Origin of the sequence: Rhodanobacter sp. Col0626, from assembly GCF_049994385.1 — a bacterium.
Lineage (GTDB): Bacteria > Pseudomonadota > Gammaproteobacteria > Xanthomonadales > Rhodanobacteraceae > Rhodanobacter.
In genome coordinates this window covers 1,105,673-1,124,003 of record NZ_CP188260.1, presented here as the reverse complement: position 1 = coordinate 1,124,003, position 18,331 = coordinate 1,105,673, and the positions used below count along the sequence as shown (strand labels likewise).

11 protein-coding genes are annotated in these 18,331 nt (G+C 64.6%); 6 read left to right on the top strand and 5 right to left on the bottom strand.

Annotation, left to right across the window (positions count from 1 at the left end):
• Positions 1–19: 19 nt before the first annotated feature.
• The 3 genes from ACPPVV_RS04545 to ACPPVV_RS04535 all read right to left on the bottom strand — a co-directional run bounded on the left by ACPPVV_RS04545 (position 20) and on the right by ACPPVV_RS04535 (position 3,715).
• Entirely contained in the window at positions 20–427 is a 408-nt protein-coding gene (locus ACPPVV_RS04545) for a hypothetical protein (protein WP_426702285.1), read from the bottom strand.
• Between the two features lie 475 nt (positions 428–902).
• The gene (locus ACPPVV_RS04540; protein ID WP_426702284.1) at positions 903–2,879 is read right to left on the bottom strand and encodes a hypothetical protein; all 1,977 of its coding nucleotides are present in this window, start codon (positions 2,877–2,879) and stop codon (positions 903–905) included.
• 41 nt (positions 2,880–2,920) lie between these two features.
• Positions 2,921–3,715 (bottom strand): hypothetical protein, encoded by a 795-nt coding sequence (locus ACPPVV_RS04535; RefSeq protein ID WP_426702283.1) that lies wholly within the window; start codon positions 3,713–3,715, stop codon positions 2,921–2,923.
• Positions 3,716–4,216: 501 nt separating this feature from the next.
• Between ACPPVV_RS04535 and fusA the strand changes: the two genes are divergently transcribed.
• On the top strand, positions 4,217–6,256 hold the full coding sequence (fusA, locus tag ACPPVV_RS04530) for an elongation factor G (protein ID WP_426702282.1): 2,040 nt from the start codon (positions 4,217–4,219) through the stop codon (positions 6,254–6,256).
• Positions 6,257–6,330: 74 nt separating this feature from the next.
• The gene (locus ACPPVV_RS04525; protein ID WP_426702281.1) at positions 6,331–6,885 is read left to right on the top strand and encodes a DUF6438 domain-containing protein; all 555 of its coding nucleotides are present in this window, start codon (positions 6,331–6,333) and stop codon (positions 6,883–6,885) included.
• Positions 6,886–6,934: 49 nt separating this feature from the next.
• Here the strand turns inward: ACPPVV_RS04525 and ACPPVV_RS04520 are convergent, their stop codons facing one another.
• Entirely contained in the window at positions 6,935–7,402 is a 468-nt protein-coding gene (locus ACPPVV_RS04520; RefSeq protein WP_426702280.1) for an SET domain-containing protein, read from the bottom strand.
• 161 nt (positions 7,403–7,563) lie between these two features.
• On the opposite strand from ACPPVV_RS04520, the gene ACPPVV_RS04515 reads away from it, so the two are divergent.
• The 3 genes from ACPPVV_RS04515 to ACPPVV_RS04505 all read left to right on the top strand — a co-directional run bounded on the left by ACPPVV_RS04515 (position 7,564) and on the right by ACPPVV_RS04505 (position 11,186).
• Positions 7,564–8,808, top strand: a complete 1,245-nt coding sequence (locus ACPPVV_RS04515; RefSeq protein ID WP_426702279.1) for a serine hydrolase domain-containing protein — start codon at positions 7,564–7,566, stop codon at positions 8,806–8,808.
• Positions 8,809–8,900: 92 nt separating this feature from the next.
• Positions 8,901–9,383: a hypothetical protein gene (locus ACPPVV_RS04510; RefSeq protein WP_426702278.1), complete on the top strand. Its 483-nt coding sequence runs from the start codon at positions 8,901–8,903 to the stop codon at positions 9,381–9,383.
• Positions 9,384–9,407: 24 nt separating this feature from the next.
• Positions 9,408–11,186 (top strand): acyl-CoA dehydrogenase C-terminal domain-containing protein, encoded by a 1,779-nt coding sequence (locus ACPPVV_RS04505; protein ID WP_426702277.1) that lies wholly within the window; start codon positions 9,408–9,410, stop codon positions 11,184–11,186.
• Positions 11,187–11,275: 89 nt separating this feature from the next.
• Here the strand turns inward: ACPPVV_RS04505 and ACPPVV_RS04500 are convergent, their stop codons facing one another.
• Positions 11,276–17,524, bottom strand: a complete 6,249-nt coding sequence (locus tag ACPPVV_RS04500) for a putative Ig domain-containing protein (RefSeq protein WP_426702276.1) — start codon at positions 17,522–17,524, stop codon at positions 11,276–11,278.
• Between the two features lie 242 nt (positions 17,525–17,766).
• Here ACPPVV_RS04500 and ACPPVV_RS04495 point away from each other — a divergent pair, with 242 nt between their 5' ends.
• Positions 17,767–18,300, top strand: coding sequence for a phage tail protein (locus tag ACPPVV_RS04495; protein ID WP_426702275.1), 534 nt, complete (start codon positions 17,767–17,769; stop codon positions 18,298–18,300).
• Positions 18,301–18,331 lie beyond the last annotated feature (31 nt).

Genomic DNA, 18,331 nt, shown 5'->3' with positions numbered 1-18,331 from the left:
GTCCGCCTTGAACGAATTTTTATGCGTCATCGCGGTAGACCGGAAACAAATCTGGATTGCCGATGATGTCGTTAACTGTGTGATCCTTGACGAAGTACTGATCTGTGAGTTGTTTGATCTTTTCCAACCTGTCTTTGGGCCGCACGACTTGGAACACAATGGATGTGAAGTACCTTTGCAACGTTGTCAGAGAGTTGCGATCACTTTCATCTTGAGCCGCGTGAGTCACAATGTTGTAGAACTCCACTAAGAAGTCGAGCGCGAGGTTACGATAGCCTCGGTATGCAGCGGGCTTACTTGCGCCGTAGCTGTTTTGAACAATGTTTGGAAAGTAGAACCGACCCTGTTCAATCAGAGACGATAGACATGCTAAGTCTTGCTGAAAGTCTGCGGAGTCTTGGCGCCTTGCCAAGTGGCGAAATCGCATCAGTACGTCTGCTACCCGATTGTGCCAGTCAAGTAGTTCACGAGTGTATTCATTTCGGATGCTGTATCGCGCGTGCTCTCTGTCGCGAAGATAGAAATAAGCAAGACTTAGCGATAGTAAGAGCGACAGTCCTGCGATTACGTCACTAGTGTCCATGTCTCTCCCAACGATATCTAACGCGCTAAATAGATCTCAAAATACAGTGTAATCCACGACGCGAGAATCGAGGCAAACGTGCCGGTGCGGCCACCGAAGTTGCTGGATCTGGCGAGCGAGCGGATGCCTCGGCTTGGCATTTGTCTGTTACACGCTGCGCCTTCGTTCACGACGCATCTGATCGAGGATGACCATGACATCCGCAGGTGCATGCTGCTGGTCACAAGGAGGTATCGACCGCCCAGATCAACACGCATGTGCTCAATCGCAGCGGACATGGCGTGTTGAGTTCACCGGGTTGCAGTAGCCATGCCCTTGCTCAGTGGAACTGGTCACTCGCCGGCACCCAGGAGCTGGACGACGATGCCGGGGTGTTGGCTGGCTTGACCGGCAGTACGATGCCCTCGCATCCCGGCGGCGGCGGGCTGCCCGCGACGCGGGCCGCGGCGCATTCCGCGCTGTTGTCCAGCTTGATCATGGGCGCAGGCGCCGTGGTGCTGGCCGCTGGTGCGGGTGGCACCAGCGGATGGGCGGGAGCCAGGTGCATGCGCTCGTAGACTTTCGCGTCGACCGGCCTTGGCGGTGGATCGGCGTTGCCGCAGCCGAGCAATGACATCGGCAACAGCGGCATCACCGTGCATTGCACACGTACCCCACGTGGCAGGTGGAAGGTGTGCTTGACCGAGGTCTTTTCCACGGCGTGGCGCAGCGCGGTATCGATCGAGCTTTCGCCTTCGGGGGTCCAGTCCTGTTCGAAGCGGGTGGGTTTGTAGCCGATGTTCGGCGTGCCATGGCCCATGATCTGCGTATCGCCGTGCGGCTTCAGCTGTACATAACCCCCGAGTGCACCCTGTTTGCTGCCCTGATCGGCCCCGGGTTGGTCGCCCCCCGGCTGGCCGCTGCCAGTCTGTTTGCCGTTGCGGCCCGTGTCCTTGCCCTGCCCTGCCGATGGCCGTACGGCGCCCGCATCCCGGCTGCTGTTCTCCGGTGCCGCGGCCACGCCATGGGGTTCACCCGGCGTGGCGTTGTCGCTGCCTTGCGGTGTGGCATCGGGCGCACGGCTGACATCCTGTCCGCTGTTGGTGTCGCCCGGGTTTGACGCAGCGGCATTCGCGGCAGACGCGCTTGACGTGGTGGGAGCGGGCGTTGGCGTCGGCTGGTCCGCCTTCGAGGGCGATGGCTCAGCAGCTGCCGGCGCACTCAACTGTGGTCGATCGATGGACGTCTGGACGGCTATCTCCGGCGCAGCTTTCGCCACGTCGATCTTCGCGGCCGCCGGGGCCGCGACCGCTTGTGGTGGCGATGCAGGCGCCATCGGTACCGCTTCGAGTTCGGCGTCGGCCACGTCGACCGCTGGCGCCTGTACCTGTGGCCTCTCGGGGGTGACGGTCGGCGCGGGGGCGCTCAGTTGCGTCTGCAGATTGACGCTGGGCGACGGTTGCGCCGGCAGTGGAATCGGCTGCAACTCAGGCACGGGCGGCGCCGCGGAGAGTTCCGCAGGACTGAGCTTCACGCTGGCGGGCGCGGTGGGTTTTGGCACCTCGGTATTCAGCGCGATGCTGGATACGGTGACTGGCGGGGATGACTGTTTGGGCATGTCCGGCAAGGCCAGCGATGGCGGCGGCGGCATCGGCTGGTTGCCTTCCATTTGGGCTTGGCGCACCGGTTCGGGCTGGAAGCTCGGCGGCACCGGTGGTTGCAGTACCGGTGTGGGCAGGGTCACCGTCGGTGGCTCGCCGGCCAATGGCACCGGTTGCAATTCCGGCGCAGGCGCAGGCTTGGGCAGGCTCACCGGCGGCACCGGCGCCGCGGTCGGTTTCGGTGCCGGTGCGCGGGCTTTCTTCGCCTGCGCGATCACGGGTTTCGCCATCGCCGGCGTCGGCTGCGCGGCGACCTCGCTCTGCGTATTTGCGCTGTGCTCGCGACTGGGCGCCGCGCGGCTGCTGCGGCCCTGATGCCGCGGACCGTGTTCTTTCGGCGGTGTGCCCCGAACCGGCGGCGGTGGTGGTGGTTCGGGCGGTTCCACCAGACGCACCTGCAAAAAATCTTCCTTCGGTGGCGGTGGCGGTGACAAAGGCTCGTAGGCCGGACCCAACGCCATGATCAACAGGAACATCAAGTGCACGAACAATGTGCCGATCGCCGCCAGCACCCGCAGTCTGCGCTGGCGTGGAACGGGACGGGTCTGGCGATAGACCCGCGCCCGCATGGCTGCCGCCAGCGGCGAGTTCAGCATGATCCGCGCAGGGTTGGCGGAGTGGCCGGCAGCAGGTTTGTCCGGGGGCGGCAGGGGCATGCGGCCAGTGTAGCGGGCGCCGCCGCGATTCCGCATGACGCTCAGTGGTGCTGGGCCGCCTTTGCGGCACGTTCGCGCTGTTCGGCGTCGACGGCGCGATTGGGCGTGTCGACCGGGCAACCCCAGGCCAGCGGCTTGCCATCGCGGTACATCGCAATGCATGCCTCCACGCTGGGCTTGCTGGTTTTGCGTGCGTCCCCGTCGAGTGGCCTGGCGGGCGCCATGCTGAGGCGCTCGTCGCCGTCCTTGGCGGAGGGCCCTGCCGGCGGCATGCCGCAATTTGGCGTGGGTATGCCGAGCACCGTCATGCATTTCAGGTGCACGCCCCCGGGAAGATCCACGTCCTTGGACTTGACCACCGCGTCGACCACATGGCGGACGGCGGCACCGCCGGCCGTTTCATCCGGTGGCGGAAAATACTGCTCGAAACGGGTTGCCTGATATTTCACCGGACTGTCGTGCTGCATGACCCGAGCATCGCCCTGCGGCAAATGCTGCACATAGCCGGGCGCGGCGGCGCTGGCCGCGGCGGCGGGCAGCAGGGGCTGACCGTGTTCGTCGTACAGGCGGGCGGTACTGGTGGGCTTGGGCGGCGGCAACTGCACGGTCATGGCACCTTTCGCCACCGGCTCGCTCGGCTTTGGCGGCGTACGGGCTGGCGGAGGCGGTAGCGCCTGGGGCGGTGGTGGTGGTGGCGTGGCGACGGCACTGGTGGCATGGGTGATGAAGCGCACCTGCAGCACTTCGACCGGCCGGGCCTGCACGGTCGGCGGCGGCGACGGTCGCATCGCGCGCCAGGTCACCAGCAGGAACACCACATGCAGCAACACCGTCACCGCCAGCGCCGGCCAGTGCTGGCGACGCTCGCGTCGCGCCTCGCGCCAGCGGCGCTGTTGCAGCAGCGCGCGCGCTGCGACGTCGAGTGACGGCGATCCGTCACCGGGCGGCTGGCCGGGTGGTGGTTGGTGATATGCAGTCTGCGGCGAACGGACGATGACGATGCCTCGCGGAATACGAATGTGGTCAGGATGCCCGGGCCTGCTTGAACCGCGGGCGACCCTGCGGCACCGGCGCGGCGGGCGTCTCCGTGCGCACTACAGACCGCCCGGTGGCGGCCGCGGTTCCCCGCAGTGCAGCTTGACCGACCCGGCGGTTCGCTCAAGTCTAGGCGGGTGGCGCCACGCGCCATTCCGTCATGACCGCTTTCGCGCTGTACAAAAGCCGCCCTGTACAGTTGAAGGACGACCATGACGGCCCGCCATCGTCAGCCGCCACGCGCGGCCTCATGCGGCGCCGTTCATGCCACGAGGCCACGCCCTTTTGAGGAGGGTCGCATCGTGTCGTATTCCACGGAAAGCATCCGCAACATCGCGCTGGCCGGGCACGCCGGTGCGGGCAAGACCACGCTGTTCGAAGCGTTGGCACTGGCCGGTGGCGTGATCCAGACGCCGGGCACGGTCGAGCGCGGCAACACCGTATCGGACACCGACAGCCAGGAAAAATCGCGGGTCCACTCCATCGACAGTTGCATCGCACATCTCGATCACGCCGACTGCCACCTCAACCTGATCGATACCGCTGGCTACGCCGATTTCCGCGGTGCCACGCTAGCGTCGTTTTCCGCAGTGGAAACCGTGGCGATCGTGGTCAACGCCATCAACGGCATCGAGCACGGCACCCGTCGCATGATGATGCATGCCAAGGCGCGCGGATTGGCTCGCGTGCTGGTGATCAACAAGATCGATTTCGACGGTGCCAACCTGGCCGCGCTGGTCGATGCGCTGCGTGAAGAGTTCGGCAGCGAATGCCTGCCGGTGAATCTGCCGGCCGGTCATGGCACGCGCGTGCTGGACTGCTTCTTCCACAGCGAAGGCGCCGCCGATTTCTCTTCGCTGGCCGAGGCGCACCAGCGCATCCTGGACCAGGTGGTCGAGGTCGACGAATCGGTGATGGACCAATATCTCGATGCCGGCGAGGCTGTGCTGACACCGCAGCAGTTGCACGATGCATTCGAGCAGTGTCTGCGGGAGGGCCACCTGGTGCCGATCTGTTTCGTCAGCGCGCGCACCGGCGCCGGTATCGGCGAACTGCTGGACGTCGCTGCACGACTGCTGCCGAACCCGGCCGAAGGGAACCCGCCTCCGTTCGTACGCGGCGACGGCACGCCACTGCAGGTCAGTGCTGACCCGGCTGCCCACGTGATCGCCGACGTGTTCAAGATCGTCAACGATCCATTCGTGGGCAAGCTCGGCGTATTCCGCGTCTGGCAGGGTACCATCAGCCGCGACAGCCAGCTGCTGGTGGACGATGGCCGCAAGCCGTTCAAGGTCGGCCATCTGTTCCGGCTGCAAGGCAAGACGCATGTGGAGATCGAGACAGCGATCCCCGGCGACATCGCCGCCGTGGCGAAGATCGAGGAGATCCACTTCGACGCCGTGCTGCACGACTCGCATGACGAAGACCGGATCACGCTGGCGCCGCTGGCGTTTCCCTCGCCGATGTATGGGTTGGCGCTGGAGCCGCGACACAAGGGCCAGGAGCAGAAGCTGTCCAACGCGCTGGGACGACTGGCCGAGGAAGATCCGTGCTTTCGCGTCGAGCACCACAAGGAGCTCAACGAAACGGTGGTGCGCGGTTTGTCCGACCTGCATTTGAAAGTGATGCTGGAACGCATGCGCGAACGCTACGCGGTCGAGGTGGACACCCACCCGCCGCGCATCGCCTACCGCGAAACCATCGCCGGTCACGCCGAGGGCCATCACAAGCACAAGAAGCAGACCGGCGGCGCGGGACAGTTCGGCGAGGTGTTCCTGCGCATCGAGCCGCTCGATCGCGGCGCCGGTTTCGAATTCGTCGATGCGGTGAAAGGCGGCGTGATCCCCGGCCAGTTCCTGCCTGCGATCGAGAAAGGCGTGCGCCAGGCGATGGAGCACGGCGCGGTGGCCGGCTATCCGCTGCAGGACCTGCGCGTGACCGTGTACGACGGCAAATACCACCCGGTCGATTCGAAAGAGGTCGCCTTCATCAGCGCCGGCAAGAAGGCTTTTCTCGATGCCGTCGGCAAGGCGCGGCCGATCGTGCTGGAGCCGATCGTCAACGTCGAGGTGGCGATTCCCGAACACAACGTGGGTGATGTCACCGGTGGGCTCGCCGGCAAGCGTGCACGCATCATGGGCACCGATACCCAGCGCGGCGGCGAGCTGGTGATCAAGGCGCAGGCACCGCTGGCCGAACTGACCGACTACCCCACCGAGCTGAAGTCGATGACCGGTGGCCGCGGCCGCTACAGCCTCGACCTCAGTCACTACGAAGCGGTGCCGCCGACCGTGCAGAAGCAACTCAGCGAAGCGTGGAAGCCGCACGTGGAGGAAGACTGAGCGACGGTCATGCGATGTCTTTCACGTCACGTCGGTATGCTGGGTGCACCTGTCGATGCGTGCGGAGCATCCCGATGAAACCGATCTGCAGCCTGTTCGTCCACAGCCTTGCTGTTTGCGCCATCCTGTCGACCTCGGCGTGTGCGGTGCGCGCCGACGCCGGCACGGATCCGGCCGTGCATGACGCCAGCGTCACCCTGCAACGCAGCACCTGCTTCGGCAACTGCCCGGCTTACACCGTCACAATGGCGGCGGATGGCCAGATCCGTTTCGTTGGCCATAGCCACGTCCAGACCGGGGCGGCCAGCGATCGCGCCACACCGACCCGGCGCGCGAATATTTTTGCCGCGCTGAAGCAGGCCGGCTTCGATGCGATGCAGCCCAGCTACGTGTCGCACGACGATGGCTGCGAGACCGTGATGACCGACCAGCCCGGCATCAAGATCACGGTGACCGGTTCCGCCGGCAGCAAAACGGTGGACTTCTACCTGGGCTGCACCGGCGCCGTCGCCGATGCGGTACGGCCCCGGATCAGGCAGCTGGCCGACAGCATCGACCGGCAACTGGATACCGCGCGCTGGATCGGCAAGCCGGCAGCGCCTGGCGCCGTCGATAAACCGGAGCGCTGATCCCGTCTCCGTTCGTTGCGCGTTTGCGGCGGCGGCTAACGCCGGTTGCCTAGTGCTTCGGCTTCAGCAAGGTGCCGGTGCACTTCGGTGAGCCGCACAGGCAAACCCACAACTTCTTCAGGCGCGCGGTATGCGGCACGTCGAGCACGATGCCGTAGTCGTAGGTGAGCTCCTCGCCAGGCTTGACCTTGCGGAGGGTCTCGATCACCACCTTGTCCCGGCGCGGGTCGCCGCTTGCACTCTCCTCGACCAGGGCACGGCAGTTCGGCGTGCAGCTGTGGTTGATCCAGCGCGCGGTGTTGCCTTGCTGATTGGCGTCGATGATGTAGTCGTCGTTGAGCGTGAACAGGAACGTGTGCCCGGTTTCGCCGCCGTCGCCGTACAAATCATCGGCCTCGGCATGGGTCAGCAACTTGCCCTTGTACTCGATGATCTCCTCGCCCTTGCCGATCGGTGCGGTGGCGAACACGCCATTGCCGTGGATCGGCGAGCGGCGCGCTGCGTAACGTCTTGTCATGCGATAACACTCTGTGCAAAAGAAAGCATGGATGATGCCTGTTTGCCCGGCCGTGTGAAACCTCGCGCATGATCACGGCAGGTAACACGAATGGCATATGACGGCGGCGGCGCGCAGCGCGATAGTGAAGTTCGCTCCGCAACCTTCCTGAAACCCGACACATGAAGACATGGCTTGTCCTCGCGATCCTGACGCTACCCCTCACCGCCGTGCAACCCTCGCATGCACGCGGGATATCCTCCGCCCAGAGCAAGGCACTGGCCCAGTTGCTTGATGGCGGCAAACAAAGCCACAGCAACGCCGTGCTGGTGCTGCAGGATGGCCACGAACTGGGGCACTACTATCCGGGCGACAAGGCGCCCGGTCCGATCGAGCTGATGTCGGTGACCAAGTCGGTAGTGGCGCTGGGCATCGGCCAGTTGCTCGATCAGGGCAGGATCAAGTCGCTGGACCAGCCGGTGGCCGATTTCTATCCCGAGTGGAAACAGGGCCGGAAGAAGGACATCACCGTACGCATGCTGCTCGAACATACGTCGGGCCTGCAGAACTTTCCGCGCACCGACGTCGAGGTCTACCCCGCGCCCGATGCCATCCAGCTGGCGCTGGCCGCGGAACTGAGCAGCAAGCCAGGCAGCACCGCCAGTTACAACAACAAGGCGGTGAACCTGCTCGCCGGCATCATCGAAAAGGCGTCGGGTCAGCCGATGGACGTGTTCTTCCGGGAAGGCATGTTCAGGACGATGGGTATCCACCCGGGACCGTGGGACAAGGACAAGACCGGCCATCCCTACGCCATGGCGGGATTGAAGCTCACCGCCGCCGACCTGGCAAAACTGGGGCAACTGGTGCTCGATCATGGTCGCTGGCAGGGACGCCAACTGCTGTCGGCGAGCTTCGTCGACAGCATGCTTGCGCCAGCGTCGATGGAAGGCCAATGCGGCCTGTTGTGGTGGCGCGCGACGCAGTGGATGCACTTTTCGCCCAACCCGACCAGCTTCGCCATGCTGCGCGAGCGCGGCGTGCCGGAGGCCACGGTGAGCAAATTGGAGAATACGCTGCGGAATGCCCATTTCGACAGCGTCGACGCGATGCAGGCCGGGATTGCGAAGGCATTGGGCCCCGACGCGAAATCCATCATGGTGGACCAACTGATCAACCGCGGTATCGGTCCCTATCGGCTGTTCAAGGTCAGCCAGGGTCCGGTGGTTGCGTACGACGGCAACGGCGACGGTGGCCAATACGTGGTGGTGGTGCCGCAAGCCAAGCTTGTCGCCGTGCGCCAGATCGACGCCAGCGGCGATACCGAATCCCAAGGCCAGGGCTACGACGATTTCATCGATCGCGTGATCGTGCTGGCTGAAGCCAGCGGCCGCCTCGCCCCTCCTCCGCGTACCGACGCGCCCTGAGCGCATCGCGGATGAAATGATGCTTCGCGCTGGCACAGCGCCCCCCAATCGCGGTTAGAATCGGATTTCAAACGATCGTTTGGAGAACCGCGATGCGCCTGCTGCGCTGGATTACCCCCATCTTTTTGCTGGGTCTGGCACTGGCCGCCTGCGGCCCGGCGAAGAAGAGCGTCTATCCACCCAACATCAGCATCCAGCAACTGGTGGTACTGCCGGGCGGCCAGTGGCGGCTGACCGTGCGCATCCAGAACAACAGCTATGGCGAGATGGATTTCAAATCGCTGGACGGCCAGTTGCAGATCGCCAACCTGGTGCCGATCCGGCTGCATTCGACCTTCGCGCTGGATATCCCGACCCTGGCCGGCGACGTGATCCAGCTGGACGTCTTGCCCACCGCGGCGATGACCGATGCGCTCAAGGTCATCGCCGGCAAGGGCAGCTCCGGCTCACTGGCGTATCGCGTCAGCGGCAGCACCAGCGCCAAGCCCGAAGAGGAAGACAAGCCGCGCAACTTCGACTTCAACGGCAACGACTGGATTTCGCCGGTGCCGGGCATTGCCAACACTTATCGCTGAACACTTTTCACCGAAGGAATCATCATGACTGCTTACAAGGCTCCCCTCGACGATCTGCGTTTCACCCTGTTTGATGTGCTGGGCGCCGAACAGACGCTGACCTCGCTGCAAGGTGGCGAAGCCCACAGCCGCGACCTGCTCGACGCGGTGCTGGAAGAAGCCGGTCGCCTCAGCGAGCAACTTCTGGCGCCGACCAACTCGCCCGCCGACGAGGAAGGCTGCCACTTCGACAAGGCCACCCAGACAGTGACCACGCCGAAGGGTTTCAAGGAAGCATTCAAGCAGTTCGCCGATGGCGGCTGGACCGGCCTGACCAACCCGGAGATCTACGGCGGCCAGGCGCTGCCCGGGGTGCTCGGCACCGCCACCACCGAGATCTTCCAGTCCGGCAACCTGGCCTGGAGCCTGTACCCACTGCTGTCCGAAGGCGCCACCCATGCGATGGAAATCCATGGCGAGGAATGGCAGCGCGAGCGCTTCATGAAGCCGATCATCGAAGGCCGCTGGACCGGCACGATGTGCCTGACCGAACCGCAGGCCGGCTCCGACCTTGGCCTGCTGAAGACCCGCGCCGAACCCACCAGCGACGGCAAGACGTACAAGATCAGCGGCACCAAGATCTTCATCAGCGCCGGCGAGCACGACCTCACCGAGAACATCGTGCACCTGGTGCTGGCGCGCCTGCCCGACGCGCCGGAAGGCAGCCGCGGCATTTCGATGTTCATCGTGCCGAAATTCAGGGTCAACGAGGACGGCTCGCTGGGCGAGCGCAACACCGTCGCCGCCGGCGCGATCGAGCACAAGATGGGCATCCACGCGTGCTCCACCTGCGTGATGAATTTCGACGGCGCCGAAGGCTACCTGATCGGCAAGCCACACAAGGGCCTGGCCGCGATGTTCACCATGATGAATGCGGCGCGCCTGTCGGTGGGCGTGCAGGGCCTGGCGCTGGCCGAGCGCGCGTTGCAGAACAGCCTCAACTACGCCCGCGAACGCCTGCAATCGCGCTCGCTGTCCGGTGCCAAATTTCCCGACAAGCCAGCCGACAACCTGCTGGTCCAGCCGGATGTGCGGCGCATGCTGCTGACCCAGCGCGCGTTCGTCGAAGGCTCGCGCGCACTGCTGCTGTATACCGCGTTGCAGACCGACATCGAATCGCGCGCCACCGATGAAGCGGCGCGCAAGATCGCCGGCGAACTGGTCGCGTTCCTGATCCCGATCGCCAAGGGCATGGCCACCGAACTGGCCCAGGAGTGCACCAAGGAAGCACTGCAGATCTACGGCGGCCACGGTTACATTGCCGAAAACGGCATGGAGCAGTTCGTCCGCGACGCCCGCATCATCACCCTGTACGAAGGCACCACCGGCATCCAGGCTGCCGACCTGCTGGGCCGCAAGATCCTCCAATTGCAAGGTGTGGGCGCCAAGCACTTCCTGCAGGAGATCAGCGCGTTCTGCCAGCAGCACAGCGCCGACGACGTACTGCGCGACCTCATCGGCCCGCTCGCCGTCGCCGCCAGGAACTGGGGCGAACTTACCCTGACGCTCGCCAAGCGTGTCCAGGCCAATCCCGAAGAGCTCGGCGCCGCGGCCGTCGACTACCTGTATTACTCCGGCTACGTCGCACTGGCCTACATGTGGGCTCGCAGCGCGGCAACGGTCGAAACCGGCTCGCAATCCGCCATGTTCAAACAAGCCAAGCGCGATACCGCGAAGTTCTACTTCGCGCGCATCCTGCCTCGCTGCCTTGTCCATCAGGCGGCGATCGAAGCGGGCGTGGAGAGCCTGCCGGCGATTGCCTGAGTCAACTCACGTCACAAAAAAAACGCCCGGATTGTCCGGGCGTTTTTTTTACCTTTTGGCCACGACCCCAGCCAACGGCATCCGCCGCATCAGAACTTCTTCTGCAAGTTGAACATGATCGACTGGTCGCTTTCGCTACCGGTGCCGAACTGGCTCGAGAACTCGAACCGCAGCTCCAGACCTTCCCCGGTCTGCAGGCTTGCGCCAACGCCGAGCAGCGTGCGGTTCTGGCTCAAACCGGCCACATCGGCACGGTAGAGAGGACCTGACAGCAAGTCGGCGTAGCTGATGGCAGCGCTGGTCGATCCCTGGAAGTCGTGCTGATACTCCAGCCGCAGCATCGGCGCAAACGTCCCCGATGACAGCGCGTACTGATAGTCCACGCGAAGACCGAGATTACCCGTGGTCGTCTTTACCGTCTCCTTGCGATAGTTGAGCGCGTAGATGCTGTCGCCGTGCTCCGTGTAGCCGTTCAGCGTGCCGGAGGCGATGTCGACACGACCATAGGGCGACAGGTGGAACTGCTCCTTGCGGTAGTCGTAACCCGCCGCCAGCGAGGCGAAGAACTGACCGGCATGACGACGTCCTTCCAGGTAGCTTCCGTCGTCGGTGACAAACCGTCGCGAATCGAAGGACATGGTCTGGTAACCGGCCAGTCCATCCAGGTAGGTCATCGCGCTCGGGTGGTAGCTCGCATACAACGCCATGCTGTAGCTGTTGCCCGTGCTGTGGCTGCCGTGGCGTCCGATGGCGCTGTCGTCGTGACCGTAGCCGATGCCCGCGCCGAAGGCGAAGGCCTGATTGACGCGATAGTCGGTGCCGGCGCTGAGTCCCGACGTATTGAAGTTGAAACCATTGCCGCTGTGGCCGGCTCGCGGATCACGCGATCCGAAGCTGATCGCGCCACCGGTCCACACCGCCATGTTCGACGGCAGGCCCGGCATCACCGTCCCGTGCTGAACCGGTGTCTCCGACTCCGGGGTCATCAGATAACGGCGATTGATGCTGTTGGTATCGGAGCCGTTGTTGACCGAGGTCAGCAATCGGCCATCGGGACCGCGACTCATCGACGGCACCAGCGAAATGCCATTGGTGAACTGCCCGTCGCCACCGCCGCCACCATGCATCGATTCGAGGCGCTGCTGGAAATTGCTGATCTGGCCCGTGGCGAAGCGGCGCATCGCTTCGGTCTGCGCACCGATCAGGCCCAGCACTTCGGGATCCTTTGAAGGATCGCTGCGTGGTGTGATCGCGATGGTGATCACGCCCGCTGCGGAGGTCGCGTACGCGTTGCTCAACGTATAACTGACCGCCACGGTGCCGTTGGCCGTCGCCGTGGGTTCGAAGCGAAGCTGGTAACCATCGCCCGTCGTGACGATGCTGGCCGAGCCCAGGTTGGCTGGCGATACCGACACCACGGCAGCGGCGGTGAACGGCCCGCCACTGGAACCTGTGGTGATATCCACCAGCACGGGTACGCCGGCAATCGCTTTCGCGCCGCGCGATGGCGCCACCGGAATGGCGTTGACCGTCACCGTGACGGTCGCCGGCGCCGACGTACCGAACACGTTCGACAGACTGTAGGTAAAGGTCACCGCACCCGAGGCTGTTGCCGGCGGCGTGAACACGATGTCGGTGCCACTGACAACGGCCGTGCCTTCGCCGGGAGCGGAAACGATCGCCGCGCCCGTGAACGGACCGCCGGTGGCACCTGCCGCGCCATGGATGGTCACCGGCTTGCCGGCAAGCACGGTGGCGGTCTGCGCCGCCGCCGTGGGTACGGACAGCGGCGTGACGACGATGGTCACGGTAGCTGGCGCCGACGTTCCGCCCGGACCGGTCGCGGTATACGTCAGCGAGTCGCTGCCGAAGTAGTTCGTCGTCGGCGTGTAGACCACGCCAAGCCCACTGACAGTGGCGCTGCCATGGGTTGGCGCATGCATGATCGCGATGCTGGTGATCGGCCCGGTGTCATTCGTGGTCACCGCGATCGTCGTCGGCGAATTCGCCACCGTGGAGGCGCTGTCATTGACAGCCACCGGCTGTGGTTGACCGACGCTCACCGTATAGGCCTGCGCACCGGTGAAACCCAAACCGTCGGTGGCGGTGACGGTGAAGCCGAAGCTTCCCGCCGCAGCGGGCGTCCCCGACAGCAGGCCATTCGAACCCAGGCTCAAGCCACCCGGCAGCGCACCGGCACTGACGGTGAACGCATAGGTACCGTTACCGCCGCTTGCCGTCAGCTGCTGGCTGTAGACCGCCCCGGCTTGCGGATTGGACAGGCTGCCAGGAGCCACGCTGATGCCGGGTGCATTCACCACCAGCGTGTAACTGCGTGTGGCGGTGAACGGAGCCCCGACGCCGGTACTGCCGTCGGTCACCCGCACGCTGAAGGTGAAGCTGCCCGCTACCGTCGGCGTGCCGCTGAGCACGCCGCCCGCGACGAGATTCAAACCGGCTGGCAAGGCGCCGCTGCTGATCGAGTAGGTATACGGCGCCGTGCCACCGCTGGCGCTGAAACTCTGGCTGTAGGCGCTCTCCGCCGTCGCGGCGGACAGGGTTGCCGGCGTGAGGGTGAGCGATGCCGCGCTCACGCTCAGTGCGTAGTTCTGCGTCCCCGTGAAACCGTGTCCGTCGGTGGCCTCCACCGTGACGTTGAAGGTACCGGCCGCCGTGGGCGTGCCGCTCAGCAAGCCGGCCGAACTCAGCGAGATGCCTGCAGGCAGGCTGCCGGTGGTGATGGTGTACGTGTATGACCCGTCGCCGCCCGCCGCAGTGACCTGTTGCGAGAAGCTTGCGCCGGCCTGGGCCGAAGGAAGAACGGCCGGCGTGATCGAAATGGCCGGTGCATTCACGACAAGCGTATAACTGCGCGCGGCCGTGAACGGAGCGCCGATGCCCGTGCTGCTGTCGTGCACCTGCGCGGTGAACGTGAAGCTGCCCGATGCGCTAGGCGTTCCGGAAAGGGCACCCGTCGACGCGTTCAGCGAGATGCCGGCAGGCAATGCACCGGCGGTGATCGAGTACGAATAAGGCGCGGTACCGCCGCTGCCGGCCAGCGTCTGGCCGTAAGCCGTTTCGGCCGTCGCTGCCGGCAGGGTTGCCGGATTCAGCGTCAGCGTCGCCGCACCCACGTTGATCGTATAGGCCTGGCTTCCCGTGAAGCCGTTGGCGTCCTGCGCGCTCACCGTGAAATTGAAGGTTCCCGCGGACGTGGGCGTGCCACTGATCGCACCGCCTCCGAGCGTCATGCCAGCCGGCAAAGCGCCCGCACTGATCGAATACGTGTACGACCCCTGACCACCGGATGCCGTCAACTGCGCCGACGGGTAAGCCACGCCGATCATTGCGTTCGACAGGCTGGTCGGCGTGATGGTGATCACCGCCGCACTCACCACGAGGGTGTAATTGGTCGAGGTCGAGAACGGCGCACCCGTACCGGTGGAACTGTCGGTCAGCGTGATCGTGATGGGGAAGCTGCCCGGTTGAACCGGTGTACCCGAGAGCGTGCCCGTAGCCGCGTTCCAGGTAACGCCCGACGGCAGCGTGCCGCTCTCGACGAACGTGTATGGCGTGGTGCCGCCGGCGCCACTGAACGTCTGCGAGAACGGGGCCGCGTAACTGGCACTGAGCGTACTGGCTCCCGGCGTGATCACCAGCCCGGGCGAGTTCACAGTCAATGCGTAGGCGCGTGTTCCGGTATAGGGGCCACTACCGGTGCTGCTGTCCACGGCCTGCACGGTGAAGCTGAAATTGCCGACGGCGGTTGGCGTTCCGCTGAGGGTACCGTCGCCTGCCAGGCTCACACCCGCGGGAAGCGAGCCGGACTGGAGCGAGAACGTGTAAGGCGCGGTACCGCCACTGGCGCTGATGTTCCGCGAGTACGCATTACCCGCGCTGCCAGCGGGAACGCTCGTCGGTGCAATCGTGACGGTCGCCGCATTGACCACGAGCGTGAGGTTCGCGCCGCCGGTGTCGCCATTCGCGTCGGTCGCCGTGATGGTGACCGACTGCGAACCGCCCTGCGTGGGCGTGCCGCTGAGCGCGCCGCCGCTGCTGAGCGCGACGCCTGCCGGCAGTGTTCCGGTGGTCACCGCAAACGTGTAGGGCCCGGCTCCGCCGCTGGCCGTCAGGGTCTGACTGTAGGCCGTACCCACCTGTCCGTTCGGCAGCGCCGATGGAGCAAGGACGATTACGGGTGCGCTCACGACGATCGAATAACTGCGCGAGCCGACGAACGGGCCCGTGCCCGAGAACGGGCCGGCATCCGTCGAGTCGGTGGCGTTGACCGTGAAGTTGTAGGTTCCGATGCTGCTTGGCGTGCCGCTGATCACGCCTGCCGAAGATAGGGTCAGTCCTGTGGGGAGTGCGCCGGTAGCAGTGAATGTATATGGCGCCGTGCCGCCCGCAGCCGTGACAGTCTGGCTGTATGCCGCATGCAGGGTCGCTGCTGGCACTGTTACTGGCGCTACCGTGATCGTGGGGGCTGCGATTGTGAACGTATAGGCCTGTGTTGCGGTGACGCTCGCTGCATCCGTCACCTGCACAGTGAACGGAAAACTACCCGTCTCTGTCGGCGTTCCCGAAAGCACACCGGAGCTGCTTAGCGTAAGGCCAGCCGGCAGCGCACCGGCAGAAACCACGAATGTGTAGGCCCCGGTGCCGTTGCTGGCCGAGATGGTCTCGCTGTAGGCCACGCCGATCACCGGCGCGGGCAACGAGGTGGGACTGATCACCGGCACCGCTGCGTTGACCGTCAACGTGTAGGCACGGCTTCCGGCGTAGGGTCCGGTACCGCCGCTGCTGTCGGTGGCGGTGACCGTGAAATTGAAACTGCCCGAGACCGTTGGCGCACCGGAAATTGCGCCGTTGCTTGCCAGGGTCAGCCCTGCAGGCAACGCCCCGGCAGTCACGGCGTAGGTATACGGCGAGGTGCCACCACTGGCACTGACACTGGTGCTGTAAGCAGCATTCTGAGTGGCTGCGGTCAGCGTGGTTGGCGCAATCACAATGGTCGGCGCCTGCACCGTGCCGCTGTACGCGCGCGAGCCTGTGCCTGCACCCGCGTCATGCACGCCGATGGTGAGGCTGTAAGGTCCGCCGGCTGTGGGTGTACCCGACAGCAGACCGGTCGATCCATTCAATGTCAGCCCTGCCGGCAACGCACCGGCACTGACACTGTATGTATACGGCCCGGTGCCTCCGGTGGGTGTGAATGTCTGGCTGAACGCCGAACCGACCGTAATCGTGCCGAGCGTCGTCGGGCTCAACGTGATCGTCGGCGCCGGATTGACCGTGACGGTCACGGTGAGTATGCCGAAATACGGCGCTACGCCGGTGGAGCTGTCGTACACCGATATCTGAAACGGTGTGCTGGTGGTCGCTGTCGGCGTGCCGGAGATGACGCCGCTCGACGAAAGGCTGAGACCGGCCGGCAGCGATCCGGAGGAGAGCGCAAAGTTGTAATAGGGCGCCGTGCCCCCGCTGATCATCAGCTGTTGACTATAGGGCACACTCACGGTGGCCGCTGGCGGAGTGGTAACGACCAATACCGGATGCGCAACGATCACGCTGTAGCTCTTGATCGTGCTCAATGGCGTAGGCGACGTCGAATCGTGAACCGTCACCGAAACGTTGAACGGCCCGAACCCGGTGGGTGTACCCGAGATCACGCCACTGCTGGAAATCGTCAGGCCTGTCGGCAAGCCGGTGGCCGAATAGGTATACGGCGCAACGCCGCCCGTCGCACTCAATGTCTGGCTGTAGGAAGTCCCGATAACCGGGGTTGGCAGGCTGCCCGGTGTGACCGTGATCGGAGAAGCCGCCGGCAACACGGTGACGTTGTAGGTCACCTCGCCATTCGTATCGTCCAGCACGATGAAGGTATCGCTCAGCGCACCATCGCCGTTGTTGGTGTAGTGAAAAGGCTGATCGCCGCCACCGTTATCGGGATCGATATCGAGTGTGCCGTGTGTAGGCTGTACCAGGATGCCATCGGTACCAAAGATCGAGCAGTCGGTGAGATCCAGTGTGGCCGTGCCATTGGCGGCCACCGTGAATGAGCGGGTGGACGGCGTGCATTCGGTGCTGGGTCCGGTCGGAGGGCCGTGGGCTTCGGCACTGCCTGGCAGGAGAAACCCTGCGGACAGCAGCAACAAAAGCGAGAGGCCCCAACGCAGGCGTCGCGGGTCGATTCGCCCGCCTGCCTGTATGTCGTCAACCGAGGCCGACGCCCTGGCGGGGTCTGCAGAAGCAGAACGCCCAAGCGTCACGATGTCCATCAAGCGACGGAACGAATTCGCACGCGCGTCCGCGCGTCCAAACAGACGATGCAACATGGAAACCCCCTGCCCCTGTGTCGTTGCGCCGGGGCATCCTCATGATGTCCCCAACCCGCACCCGCAACGATGCTGTCAACGCTACGCCCATTTGAGCAAGAAAACCACGTCAGTCATAGTGCCTGCCGGAACCTCGAGGCGGGGCGAGGTCTGCGGACACACTTGTAAGTTGACAACGTCTGAGGGACATTAAACCGCCGCGCCTAGGGGGCGCGCGTCATTCTTCACCCAGGGGACATTCGATGGCTGACGTATATCTCGGGCAAATCATGCTCGCGGGGTTCGGTTTTCCGCCGAGAGGCTTCGCCGCATGCAACGGTCAGTTGCTGCCGATCAGCCAGAACCAGGCGCTCTTCGCATTGTTGGGTGTCCAGTATGGCGGTGACGGAGTAGCGAGCTTCGCGCTGCCGAACCTGCAGTGCCGGACACCGGTCGGGGCCGGTTCGTCGGCCGATCCGAACTGGCAACCCGCGCCATATGTGCAGGGCGAACCAGGCGGAAACGAGAACGTGACCTTGCTCGGTGCCAACCTGCCGCCTCACCTTCATTCGGCGCAAGTCTCGACCACCGCAGGCACCGCGAAGAACCCTACCGGCACCCTGTATGCAGGCAGTGGCTCCGAACAGATCTACGCCGCCGCCAGCGGGCCGCAAGTACCGCTCAATCCGCAAACGCTGGCTTTGACCGGCGGCAACCAGCCGCACCAGAACATGCAGCCGTTTCGGGTTCTCAACTTCAACATTGCGCTAAGCGGAATCTTCCCCTCGCGCAGCTGAATCCTTCCGGTTTTCGAAGCTCACATCGGAG